Source organism: Paenibacillus sp. N119s (assembly GCF_059447605.1).
This window is the reverse complement of sequence record NZ_JCAJRU010000156.1, coordinates 1-12,433: the sequence shown is the minus strand read 5'-3', so window position 1 is coordinate 12,433 and position 12,433 is coordinate 1. Positions and strand designations below refer to the sequence as shown.

Sequence of the window (12,433 nt, the reverse complement as noted above, 5' to 3'; positions counted from 1 at the left end):
CTCATTAGCGCAAGCCCAGTTTGGACAGAGGCCGAACCGTGTGGATCTTATTTTTACAGGCCGGGTGATCCCGGGGACCTTTCGACCAAGCGCTGAAATCTCCGACATTTGTTACTGCCGTGTGGGGGAATGGCCGGAAGGTTTGCCAGCACACCAGAAAAAGCTTATTCAAAAGCTGCTGAAGTAGTGTTCATTCCCTGCTCATGTTTATTTCATGGTAGGGAAAATGGATTTACAGGCGTTTCAAAAATACGCTGATGCGTTCTAGAGCCATTTCCAGCTGTTCACGCGATGATGCATACGAACAGCGGATAAAGCCTTCGCCGCCTGGGCCAAATGCGGAACCAGGGACCGTTATAACTCCTTGTTCTTCCAACAGTCGCTTGGCAAACTGCTCTGAGCTTAACCCTGTGTGTGTAATGGAGGGAAAAGCATAGAAGGCACCTTTTGGTTCATGACATGGAAGCCCAGTCTGACAGAGGCTGGCAACGAACCATTTTCTACGTTGATTGTAGGATTCCATCATACGATCTTTCTCCTCCAGCCCGTGGCGCAGGGATTCAATCGCAGCAATTTGTCCGATAATGGGGGCGCACATAGCTGTATATTGATGGATTTTCAGCATGGCTGAAATCAACTCTTTTGGACCGCATACATAGCCGACCCTCCAGCCTGTCATAGCAAATGCTTTGGAAAAGCCGCTGATCAGCAGGGTGCGTTCTTTCATTCCTGGCAGAGCAGCGAAGCTTACATGCTGCTGCCCATAGGTCAATTCAGCATAAATTTCGTCCGATATGACGATCAGGTTATGCTCCTCGACCAGACGGGCAATAGGCAGCCAATCCTCATAGGTCATCACCCCGCCCGTCGGGTTGTTCGGATAACAGAGAATCAGCACTTTGGATCGTGGAGTCAGCTTGGATTTCAGCGCCTCAGCTGTCAGCTTAAACTGCTGGTCAGCAGATGTTTCAACCGTTACGGTATGTCCTCCGTTCAAAAACGTGATAGGCGAATACGAAATATAACAAGGAGCCGGTATGAGTATTTCATCGTGTGTTGTGATGAGGGCGCGTAGCGCCAGATCCAAAGCTTCACTGCTGCCAACAGTGACCATAATTTCATCTGCCGGGTTGTAGGATGTGCTGAAGCTGTTCTCCAGATATCCGGCAATTTCCTCGCGAAGCTCAGGAAGACCAGCATTGGGTGTGTATGAGGTTTTGCCATTTTCCAGTGCTGTGATACAGGCCTTTCTCACATGTTGAGGGGTTACAAAGTCCGGTTCACCGACACCAAGCGATACAACATCTGTTCTGCCTGTACTATATTCAAAAAACTTACGGATGCCTGAAGGCGGCATTTCCCGTACAGCCGGAGTCAAGAAATCAGTTATAGATACTGCTGTCGATACATTAATCATGTTGCTTCCTCCTTTTTGAAAAACAAAAAAAACCCGCCCCTGTAAAAGGGACGAGTTTATACCCGTGTTACCACCCTAGTTTCATTCCATAGGAAATGACACTCTGTTCACGTATCCATCAATACGTGTTCCGGTTAACGCTGGAAAGGCGGCAGAGCTTACTTCAGGTTCAGCCCGCTTCTCAGAGATGGCGTTCAGCTACCCTCGGAATGTTGGCTTTCACCTGCCCCAACTCTCTGCAAATCCGCTGTATAGCTTACTCGTTCTCGTCATTGAAATTTGTTCCGTATCAATTTAGGTGTAATTATAAGCACAACATTTCAGAATGGCAAGTCTTTTTTTGAAAATCTAAAAGACAGGGCATCATCATTGACGACTGGAAGATAACGTATATAGTGGTATCAAGGGGGAGTTTACCCCAAAATTCACTGTGTTGAAGACTATATTGGCTAGAGAGGGATGGTGTCCATATGAACGTATTTGAAGGTTTTAACGAGAAGGTTTTGCCTGAAGGGTGGGGGTGGATCAACGAACCAACCGTATGGAGCTTCGATGAATCCAAGGCTTTACAAGTATCTGCACCTTCACAGGCAGATTTTTTTAGAGATCCGTCTGGCGCAGTTATCAAATCGTCCGCTCCTTTTTTGCATACCACCCTTCAAGGAGATTTTACAATCTGGACGAGGGTTCGTGTCGATATGAAACAGCCCTATGATTCAGGATGCTTGATGGTGATGGCTGATGATACTCATTGGGCTAAGGTATGCTTTGAATACTTTGAAAATACTCCCTCGATCCTAAGTGTGGTCACACGGGATACATCCGATGATTGTATATCGGGGGCCATGAATGTTTCTAATCCGTATTTGCGAGTAACGCGGGCTGGAAATTGCTTTGCCTTTCATTATTCACTGGATGGTCAGCATTGGAAACTGGCGAGATATTTTGGGATGAACGTTCCCAGCCAGCTCAAAGTTGGAGTTGTCGCACAATCTCCGGTAGGAGAAGGTTGTAATGTTACCTTTGAGGCTTTAACGATAACAAACCATGTGCCTGAGGATATTCGAAACGTGGAGTAACAAAAGCCCTATCTCTAAATATGAAAGCGCTATAAGAGAAAAATTAGAAATGCGTAAATACGTGCTGTTAGGCAGGAGGTAGATGAAAGGCTTGCTGATAAAAAGGAAGGGTTACAAGCTGCCCGGTTTGCTCGGAGTATTGCTTGTAGCTACGTTGGGCTGTTTCGGACTTATTAAGTATTTACAGTCCACAAGCGGAACGAGGATGTATCAATTTCTATACTGGGACATATTTCTGGCATGGGTTCCAGTGTTTATTTCTTTGCTAATGGTGGCATTAACCAAATTGCGAAATGCAAAAGCAAAAAATATTCTTTTATTTTTTGCCGCATGGATATGGTTGTTTTTTCTGCCGAATGCTCTTTATTTGGTGACCGAGTTACTTCATGCATTCCGTTTTTACGATGTGAATCCTGATACGCGTTTTTGGTTGAACACACAATTCTGGTTAATCGTATTTACGTCCTTTTCAGCTGCTGGAATGGGTCTTTTTCTTACATCTCTATGTGTATTGATGATCCACCGTATGTTGAGGAAGATTTGTTCAGGCTGGCTTGCATGGGGGATAGTTTTTGTCATGTTGTGGCTGGCCAGCATAGGCGTATATATAGGCAGATTTGCACGCTTGAATAGCTGGGATGTGTTGTTACAGCCGCTGGTGCTCCTGGCGGATATTTGGAGATGGGTAATATATGCCGGGGAAAAACTACATTTGTTGTCCTTTAGCTGGCTGGTGTTTGGGATGGCGCTCATTTTTTATCTATTTATTTATATCTCCCTAAGTGAAGACTAGAATTTTTGGCCGAAGACATGTATTCATTGAATACAGGCTTCGGCCTTTTGATCTGTGACAAGTCAGGAGTTGGAGTCATCCTCTCCATGTACATCGTAAAGCACGCGCACAAGCAGATCCTGACTGAAATTTCCGAACCTTTTACCAAAAATAGTGAGTCCCCCTTTGTTCTGCGATTGGTCGGATACGGATAAACGCAGCGTAATATCGCTTTTGTAATCAAGTCCGATATCGTCTATGGTGACCTCTGATATACGGCACCCGTCAATGAAGCTTCCTTGCTGATTGATGCGAATTAACTTTAGCATCCCGTATTGGTTCAAGTGTGGAGGCCACCAATCGGGATTAAGGACCCCGGGAACGGCCCCAAAATCGCCTGGGCTTGTCCAGTGACCGATGGCAATATCATTTATATGAAAACAAATATCAGACGGATAGTCCTCACAATAACACGGTGCTTCTGATCCAAGCTCTGCGGAAAATTGAATTTCACTAAAGGATTGATTCGCTTTCAAGTAGTTAGGAATGCGGTATTCCAGAAAGCCGTCTGCCATCCAGATCATTTCAGAATCCAATCGCGCGGGATCTGCAAAATAGCGTGGATCATCGAAATCACCGATAATGCTGTCTTTGGTCACTAATCCACAAGTAGGAACTGCCTGGTAGTTACTATAATGACCGATGCGAATTTCCACCTCATACACATTTTTTTGTTCTCTGCTACGCAGATCTACCATTAGTTTTTCCTTATTCAAATAACACATCTTTCGGGTCCCATGTTTACCGCTCACGGTATTGATTTCCACAAGTCCGCATTCTTCCAGCTTGCGAATATGCATCGTAATGGTACCGTTGCTTAAACGAAGCTTGCTTGCAATGTCATTCATACTTTGTCCCTGAACAGCAAGTAGCTCAAGAATTTGAATGCGGATTTGTGAGCCCAATGCTTTGAAAATGTCTAACCCCGACATTAAGTTCTTAATATAAATCATAGCTATAGCCCTTTCTTATCCATAATAATGTAATGTAAGCGCTTATATTTTTTACTTTGATTTATGTTAAAATAAATTCATAAAGAAGTAAACTGCTTATCTGTAAATTTTTTTTACTAAAAAAGTGGAGGGGATATTTGAATCTACAATAAGGTCTTTTTTATAAATATAAATCGTAAATAAGTTAAATTTATTAATTTTTAAAGCGAAAATAAACTTAAATACGACTTAATTTTGCTTTTTAGGTTACTCCAATCTATGTTTTATAATTATTTAAAAAGATTGAAAAATGCATTGACGAACCGAAGAAGGGCGTGCTATATTCTATTTGTAAACGAATTCATTATTGATAAATGTAAATGTTAATCATATGATACATGAGAGGGATGATAATCACAGCGGCAATCAACAACGGGTTGTGTACCGCACAGTTAAAGATTAGGCCGAGTGTTATAAAGTTATTTTAACATTTAATGTGTATGCGGTTTCATTTAATTTTAGGAGGGGTCGCCTTGACAAAGAAAAAAGGTTTTGCACTAACAATGGCTGTTCTGTTGTTGATGGTTGCTGCACTGGCAGGCTGTAGTGGAGGAAGCTCCAGTAGCGATGGAAGCAAGGAATTGACTTTCATGTTCCGTGGAGGAACGGATGAGCAGAAGGCTTATAAGGATGTTATCAAAAAATTTGAAGAAGAACATCCTGGTGTAAAGGTTAAAATGGTCGTGACAGCAGCAGATCAATATGCTACAAAGCTTAGAGCTGCAATTACAGGTAACAATCTTCCAGATATCTTCTATTTTGCCCCTGGAGATTTGAAAGCTTATGTCAATAGTGGGGTGTTGAAGGATCTGACACCTTATATTGAGAAGAGCAAGGATATAAACCTTGATAACATTTGGAAATACGGTGTGGATTTGTATCGCTATGACGGTAAAATGGCCGGTCAAGGAAATATTTACGGTATGCCGAAGGACTTGGGTCCATTCGCCCTGGGTTATAACAAAACCATGTTTGAAAAAGCAGGCGTTCCATTGCCTGACAAAGACAAGCCGTATACATGGGATGAATTCATTAAGGTTAACCAAGAGTTGACCAAAGATACTAATGGCGACGGCAAGCCAGATCAATACGGTACAGGCTTTAACGTTCAATGGGCATTGCAAGCCTTTGTATGGAGTAATGGCGCTGATTGGCTGGATGAGAGCAAAACCAAAGTAACGATTGATGATCCGAAATTTGCGGAAGCGCTTCAGTTCTTTGCTGATATGCAAAACAAATATAAAATCACACCTGGCATTGAACAATCACAAACATTGGACACATATCAACGCTGGATGAAGGGCGAGATGGCCTTCTTCCCGGTAGGACCTTGGGATATGAGTACATTTGAAAAGCTGCCATTCGAATATGATTTGTTGCCTTTCCCAACAGGATCGACGGGCAAACCGGCAACATGGATTGGTTCTCTGGGTATCGGTGTTTCCTCTAAAACCAAATATCCGGATGAAGCTGTAGAACTGGTTAACTATCTGACTACTTCCAAGGAAGGCATGAAGCAGCTCGTAGATGCCAAGGTACAAATTCCGAATCTGCTGGATATGGCTGATGAATGGGCCAAAGATACAAAAACAAAGCCTAACAACAAACAGGAATTTATTGATATCGTAAATGACTATGGACGTTCTTTACCAGGAAACTATACGTATAACGCAGAATGGTGCGATATTTTCTTCACAGATATTCAACCTGTGCTGGATGGCAAAATTACGGCAGCAGATTATGTGAAACAAGAACAACCGAAGATGCAGAAACTGCTGGATAAAGCGGTGGAGCAAGAGAAAAAATCACAGAAATAATGCGTAAATAGAGGAAAAAAGGATGATGTTAGTGGCTGAATATCATGCTGCTAACATCATCTTCATTCCAAATCAGAAACAGAGGTGAGCCCTGTGATAACCAAATCTAATCTCTACCGCAAAGAGAAGATATATGGATACTTATTTATTCTTCCGCCTATTCTCGGTCTGCTAATCTTCACGTTGTTCCCGTTTGTCTATTCGTTATACGGCTCTTTTACAGACTGGGACGGATTGGGTCAAATGAATTTTATTGGGTTCGACAATTTTAAGGATTTATTTAGCGATGAACTCTTTTATAAGTCGATGTACAATACTCTTTTCTTAATGTTGGGTATTCCAATCGGTCTTGTACTAGCTTTGTTGCTGGCACTGGGGTTGAATCGCAAAATTCCAGGTACGACGACATTTCGGGTGATTTATTATATCCCGGTCATTTCTTCGTTGGCTGCCGTTTCTATTATGTGGAACTGGGCTTACAACGGAGATTATGGTTTGGTGAACCAATTTCTTGAGCTGTTCGGTATTAAGGGACCTAACTGGCTGATGGATAAGGATACAGTCAAACCAGCCCTGATTCTCATGACCGTATGGAAAGGTCTCGGTTATACAATGTTGCTATATCTGGCTGCACTGCAAAGTGTATCCCGCTCTTATTATGAAGCAGCAGAGCTGGACGGAGCTAGCGGATTCCAAATGTTCCGTAATATTACATGGCCAATGGTGAAACCAGTAACCTTCTTCCTGGTCGTCACCAACATTATTGGTGGTTCGCAAATCTTTACTGAAATGAACATTATGACACCTACAGGGGGTCCGGAATATTCATCCGCTTCGATTGTCTTCTATATTTGGGATAAGGCATTCAAAAACCTGCAAATGGGATATGCCTCCGCGATGGCTATGATTCTCGGCATCTTCATTTTTATCGTAACTTTGATTCAATTTAAAATGAATGAAAAATCATCCTTTGATGGGGATTGATTTTCGCGGAAAGGAGTGAGGCTGATTATGTCCCATAGTCAAAAAACGAAAGTTACCAATATCATTATCTTTATTGTACTGGCGATTGGAGCGATTGCGATGATCGCACCGTTGCTTTGGATGTTGTCCACTTCGGTAAAAGAAAAGCAGGATGTCTTTGCACTTCCACCCGTATGGATACCAGAGGTGTTTCAGTTTGGTAAGTACAAGGAAATTTGGGAAGCAGGACCTCTGTTAAGCGGGATCAAGAACAGTGTGATTGTGGCTGTAAGTGTCACGGTTGTAGGTACTTTTACATCTAGTGTGGCTGCTTTTGCATTCGCGAAGCTGAGATTCCCTCATAAAAATAAACTGTTTTTGGCACTTATCGCATCCATGATGATTCCTTACCCAACAGTTATGATTCCACAGTTTATGATGTTCTCCAAACTTGGCTGGGTAGATACGCTGTTGCCGTTGATCGTTCCTGGCTTGTTCGGTAATGTAGTTATGATCTTTTTCCTGCGGCAGTATTTGCTCAGTGTACCGGATGCTATTATCGAAGCTGCTAAAATTGACGGAAGCTCTTATTTCCGACTTTATTCGTCGATTACGTTCCCGCTCATTAAGCCGGCAGTTGCCGCACAGCTTATTTTATGGTTTATGGGCATTTGGAACGATTACTTGGCACCGATTATTTACTTGAACTCACCAGAAACGCAGACATTGCAGCTGGTGATTGCGAACTTTAATGCGACTTACGCCATTCAGACGGACTATCCGCTTATTATGGCAGCTTCCATTATAGCCTTGTTACCTGTATTGATTATATTCCTAATCTTCCAGAAACAAATTATTGAGTCGGTTGCCATTTCAGGGGTCAAGGGTTAATTGACACTTGCACTTGGACGATTCGGATGAAGGATGTAACACAGTCACCCTATGTATTGAGTAGAGGAAGGAGGAGAATAACAGTTATGGTTATGCTGCTAATGCTGGGTCTATCCGGCTGTGGGGATAACACTCCGAACCCTGTATATCCGCAGGCTCCACCTCCTGATCGCTTGTATGATCAAAGTACGATAGACGATGAACAGCGCTGGACTATTAACAATGCGCATGACCCGGCGATTATCAAAACCGATCAGGGATATTACGTCTATTCGACGGATGTAAAAACAGGTGGAGAGCTGAGGCCGGGTGTCATGGTGCGCAAATCGACCGACCTGATTCACTGGAGTTGGGTTCAGTATGCTCTGCCTGGCATCCCCAAGGAAGCGGGAGCATGGTCATCAGCAACCAATCTGTGGGCTCCAGATGTCATAAAGATAGGTGACACCTATCGCATGTATTATTCTGCCTCCACATTTGGCAGTACACGATCAGCTATTGGATTGCAAACATCCCATTCCCCAGAAGGACCATGGAAGGATGAGGGGCTGGTTGTTAAAACAGATGAACATGACAAGCTGAATGCAATTGATGCTAATCCGGTATTGGATGCCGAAGGAAATCTGTGGATGGTGTATGGATCATTTTTTGGCGGAATTTATATTACACCACTCGATCCCCAGACTGGAAAACTCAAAGAATCGGGCTATGGTAAAAATATCGCTGCCAGAGATCGGGCAACCGAGGACGGAGCTATAGAAGGACCGTACATTGTGTACAATCCAAAGTTCCGTAGATACTACTTGTTCGTCTCGTATGATTCCTTGTTTGAGGACTACAATGTTCGCGTTGCTCGCTCGGATTCTATCACAGGTCCATACATGGATATGAATGGACTTGACATGGCGAATACCAGTTATTTGCCTCAATATGAGATTGGTAACAAGGTGCTGGGTGGTTACCGTTTTAGTGAAGGAGAAGGCTGGGTTGCGCCAGGTCATAACTCCGTACTGAAGGACGGAGACGATTACTATATTGTACATCATGCGCGGGGAGAAACGGATAAAAGTTGGCCTTACTTGCATGTGCGCAAAATCTTGTGGACGGCTGATGGCTGGCCTGTCGTGTCGCCGGAGCGGTATGCGGGCGAAAGGGAGCAGGATATACCCCAAAGACTATTATCTGGCAACTGGGAGCGCATCGTGATCAGACAGGAAATAGACGGTCAGGTGGAAGCTGAACCGCTCCGTCTGGAGGACGGAGGACGGGCAACCAGCGGTTCTCTGGAAGGTCATTGGAATTTTGATGGCAAACGTACGCTAACAATGGATTGGAGCAATTCATCTGAAGGAGTAAAGGAAGAGTTGTTATTGCTTCCTTCATGGGACTGGGAGCTTGGCCGTCATACACTAATTTTTACGGGTATGAACGAAAAGGGAATTTCCATCTGGGGTAAACGTATCAGCGATTAATCTTATGAACTACATACTACACATAGAGGAGAGAAAAACCATGAATCAAACTGTATCTTTTAATAATCCAGTCATTGAGCAACGCGCAGACCCTTGGATTTACAAGCATAGTGATGGATATTATTATTTTACTGGGTCTGTGCCAGAGTATGATCGCATTGAGGTACGGCGGGCACGCACTATTCAGGGCTTGAATACAGCAGAGCCAGTCGCAGTGTGGCATAAGTATGAAACAGGCCCGTTAAGCGCGAACATCTGGGCACCGGAAATTCATTATATTAACGACAAATGGTACATTTACTTTGCAGCAGCTCGTACCACAGAAACGAAGGAAGGTCTGTTCGACCATCGGATGTTCGTACTGGAAAATGCTTCAGCTAATCCTCTGGAAGGCGAATGGGTGGAAAAGGGACAGATCAAAACTCGTTGGGAGTCGTTTGCTCTCGATGCGACAACCTTCCAGCATAATGGAGTTCTATATTATGTATGGGCTCAGAAAGACCCGGATATCGTAGGCAATTCCAATTTGTACATTTCTGAAATGAGCAATCCGTGGACGCTGCGCGGGGAGCAAGTCATGATCTCTACACCAGAATATGACTGGGAAGTCATTGGTTTTAAGGTGAATGAAGGAGCTGCGGTTCTGAAACGGAACGGCCGGATTTTTATCAGCTATTCAGCTAGTGCCACGGACCACAATTATTGCATGGGTCTGCTGACGGCAGACGAGAATGCGAATTTGCTTGACCCGAAATCGTGGGCTAAGTCTCCTGTGCCAGTATTCTGCACGAATGAGGAGACAGGTCAATTCGGACCTGGTCACAACAGCTTTACAGTTGCTGAGGACGGTAGTGACGTTGTCGTATATCACGCCCGCAATTACAAGGAAATTACAGGTGACCCGCTGTATGATCCGAATCGTCATACACGTGTTCAGCGTTTGAATTGGAATGAGGATGGAACACCTGACTTTGGTATTCCGGTACCAGACGGCGTTTCTGTTGGATAACCGAATACGGAATACGAATAGATGGTTGACGACGTGCCACACAGCGGCACTATAATTTTATAAACATCGCAGGAGAATGACTTTTCTGCGTATAACAACAGTGATAAGATATCTTCAGCATTAGGGCTGGAAGGTATCTTTTTGCTTTTGCGAGACGAAACGAAGTTACGGGTACTTTAATTAGGGGATGCGAAACACAGAGCAATGTCAACTGAATAATTGAAACAAATGTTTAATATTTTCCACGAGGTGGAAGTTACAAATGTATGGTAAAGTGTAGGGTATACAAGATATTTTCCAAAGTCTCCTGTGTATACCGAATCCGAATCACACGAGGTGAGAAAAATGTTGCAATCGTTAAAAGCCATTGCTAATTACAGGAAAGAAAGTGATCTGGCCTGGGATACACCGACTTGGCTAAAGCTGCTTGTTTCGGCTGAGGAGCGTATTGTAAATTTGGAGCGCATTCGATCCATAGGCGAGTTAAAGGATGCTAATCCTGTGCTGGACTACGTGGAGCGTACGTTACTTATTTTGGACGGACTTCCATTGTCATTCTGGATTAAAGAGCTACTGGAGGATGTGTTGGTATGGTCTGAGACAGCCAAAGGAGGCACAGTCCGCGAACGGCTACGCTGGCAGCATGAGGGCATCAATTTATTTGTACATAATATTGGCTCCTCCCAACTGTATGTCAGACAGGCTCAAGCAGAGTCCCCTGCTTACCCGCGCAACAGCATGACCCGGATTCTGATTGAGACGCATGGATTAATCGGACAATATATACGGGGAGAAATACCCTTTGCAGAAAATCGACTGCTGCTCGAAATCACTCGCAAGGGCTGGCTAAGCCCGGAGGAATTGGAACTTGTGTTACGAGCACTGAACGAATGTATCATTGCCGGTGTAGACCCTGCATTATGGGAGCAAGTACGAGGGGAAGTAGAGGAGCTAATCGGCTGGATTGCTTGGGATAACGCACCTGTAGTCTGGAGTGTAAAGGAGCGATTGGAGAGATTGCGGTCGGTTTCGATTCATGCAGGGGAGCCGTTTGAGCAGGCTTACGCCGAGCTGGAGCGGGAGCTGAATGTAGAGAAGGCGCTGGCTCCGCTGGAGAATCGGACACTTTGGTATGTAGAATCCGCTTTGCAAGATTTTTCACTTCAAGAACTGGTCAAGGTATTCTTACTCACGTTGCGGGATGGCACAGGACAGGAACAGCCGGCAACGGTACGGCATATCAGTTTTGAATCGCTTATGAATACGATGTATTATGACTATCGTGGTGTTAAGAAAATTAACGTATACAAAAAACGAATGATAGAAAAATATTTAAGCTCACTGTCCTGGCAGGACATTTCAAAAGGAAAACGGAAGCATAATCCTCATTTGAGTGTAACCGTAGAGCATAAAGAGGAGCTGCCAAGTACCGTATTTTTTAATTTTGTATTTTCATCAGCTGCTGAAAAACTGATCGACTTTTGTATTGAGGCAGAAAAGACGCCTCTGTATGACAAAGCAGTTCTGCTGCTGTTTGATCTGTTCGGCTTACGTCGCGATGCTTATGATCGTTTTCACAATGAGGAGACGTACCTTACAGATATGAACCAGACCGCGGATTTCAAAAGGGTCATTCTGGATTATGTGACTGGAACCCGTATACTGGATATCGGACCTGGCGGGGGCGTACTGCTGGACCTGATCGAGCAGGAAAGACCAGACTCGAAGCCGTTGGGGCTTGATATTTCTGTGAATGTGATTGAGGCGCTTAAGCGTAAAAAGCAATTGGAGCACCGCCGTTGGGATGTCATCAAAGGTGATGCGCTTCAACTGGAAGAGTATGTGGAAACGGAGAGCATGGATACGGTTATTTTCTCTTCGATTCTTCACGAGTTGTATTCCTACATTGAACGAGATGGAAAAAGGTTCAATCCACAAACAGTGGAGGCTGCTCTGCGAAG

10 protein-coding genes, 1 pseudogene and 1 other annotated feature are annotated in these 12,433 nt (G+C 44.0%); of the genes and pseudogenes, 9 read left to right on the top strand and 2 right to left on the bottom strand.

The features are described from left to right. Positions 1–187: pseudogene (locus tag AC5V8P_RS17180) on the top strand (NUDIX hydrolase); the annotation flags it as partial. A 45-nt stretch (positions 188–232) separates the two neighbouring features. Here the strand turns inward: AC5V8P_RS17180 and AC5V8P_RS17175 are convergent. Next, positions 233–1,417 carry an aminotransferase class I/II-fold pyridoxal phosphate-dependent enzyme gene (locus AC5V8P_RS17175; RefSeq protein ID WP_063209235.1) on the bottom strand — a complete coding sequence of 395 codons (1,185 nt, stop codon included), beginning with the start codon at positions 1,415–1,417 and terminating at the stop codon, positions 233–235. Positions 1,418–1,460: 43 nt separating this feature from the next. Beyond that, positions 1,461–1,699 (bottom strand) — a binding site (T-box leader). A 188-nt stretch (positions 1,700–1,887) separates the two neighbouring features. Here AC5V8P_RS17175 and AC5V8P_RS17170 point away from each other — a divergent pair. After that, positions 1,888–2,496, top strand: coding sequence for a DUF1349 domain-containing protein (locus AC5V8P_RS17170; RefSeq protein ID WP_063209237.1), 609 nt, complete (start codon positions 1,888–1,890; stop codon positions 2,494–2,496). A gap of 91 nt (positions 2,497–2,587) precedes the next feature. Continuing rightward, positions 2,588–3,289 carry a DUF1361 domain-containing protein gene (locus AC5V8P_RS17165; RefSeq protein WP_063209273.1) on the top strand — a complete coding sequence of 234 codons (702 nt, stop codon included), beginning with the start codon at positions 2,588–2,590 and terminating at the stop codon, positions 3,287–3,289. Positions 3,290–3,351: 62 nt separating this feature from the next. Here AC5V8P_RS17165 and AC5V8P_RS17160 read toward each other — a convergent pair whose 3' ends face one another. Continuing rightward, positions 3,352–4,281 (bottom strand): ArsR/SmtB family transcription factor, encoded by a 930-nt coding sequence (locus AC5V8P_RS17160; protein ID WP_064796127.1) that lies wholly within the window; start codon positions 4,279–4,281, stop codon positions 3,352–3,354. Between the two features lie 512 nt (positions 4,282–4,793). Here AC5V8P_RS17160 and AC5V8P_RS17155 point away from each other — a divergent pair. From AC5V8P_RS17155 to AC5V8P_RS17130, 6 genes are all read left to right on the top strand, one after another. Beyond that, positions 4,794–6,137, top strand: coding sequence for an ABC transporter substrate-binding protein (locus tag AC5V8P_RS17155; protein WP_064796126.1), 1,344 nt, complete (start codon positions 4,794–4,796; stop codon positions 6,135–6,137). A 93-nt stretch (positions 6,138–6,230) separates the two neighbouring features. Next, positions 6,231–7,121, top strand: a complete 891-nt coding sequence (locus AC5V8P_RS17150; RefSeq protein ID WP_013370548.1) for a carbohydrate ABC transporter permease — start codon at positions 6,231–6,233, stop codon at positions 7,119–7,121. A 27-nt stretch (positions 7,122–7,148) separates the two neighbouring features. Next, complete coding sequence (locus tag AC5V8P_RS17145) at positions 7,149–7,991, top strand: carbohydrate ABC transporter permease (protein WP_019686936.1); 843 nt, start codon at positions 7,149–7,151, stop codon at positions 7,989–7,991. Between the two features lie 86 nt (positions 7,992–8,077). Next, positions 8,078–9,463 (top strand): arabinan endo-1,5-alpha-L-arabinosidase, encoded by a 1,386-nt coding sequence (locus tag AC5V8P_RS17140; RefSeq protein ID WP_064796125.1) that lies wholly within the window; start codon positions 8,078–8,080, stop codon positions 9,461–9,463. A 40-nt stretch (positions 9,464–9,503) separates the two neighbouring features. Then, entirely contained in the window at positions 9,504–10,472 is a 969-nt protein-coding gene (locus AC5V8P_RS17135; protein WP_064796124.1) for a glycoside hydrolase family 43 protein, read from the top strand. A gap of 345 nt (positions 10,473–10,817) precedes the next feature. After that, the coding region (locus AC5V8P_RS17130) for a class I SAM-dependent methyltransferase (protein WP_495473739.1) at positions 10,818–12,433 on the top strand (1,616 nt) is incomplete at its 3' end.

Excerpts from the sequence above, each read along its gene's own strand:
- AC5V8P_RS17160 (WP_064796127.1), bottom strand. The coding sequence starts at position 4,281 with ATGATTTATATTAAGAACTTAATGTCGGGGTTAGACATTTTCAAAGCA.
- AC5V8P_RS17145 (WP_019686936.1), top strand. The coding sequence starts at position 7,149 with ATGTCCCATAGTCAAAAAACGAAAGTTACCAATATCATTATCTTTATT.
- AC5V8P_RS17175 (WP_063209235.1), bottom strand. The coding sequence starts at position 1,417 with ATGATTAATGTATCGACAGCAGTATCTATAACTGATTTCTTGACTCCG.
- AC5V8P_RS17135 (WP_064796124.1), top strand. The coding sequence starts at position 9,504 with ATGAATCAAACTGTATCTTTTAATAATCCAGTCATTGAGCAACGCGCA.
- AC5V8P_RS17140 (WP_064796125.1), top strand. The coding sequence starts at position 8,078 with ATGGTTATGCTGCTAATGCTGGGTCTATCCGGCTGTGGGGATAACACT.
- AC5V8P_RS17170 (WP_063209237.1), top strand. The coding sequence starts at position 1,888 with ATGAACGTATTTGAAGGTTTTAACGAGAAGGTTTTGCCTGAAGGGTGG.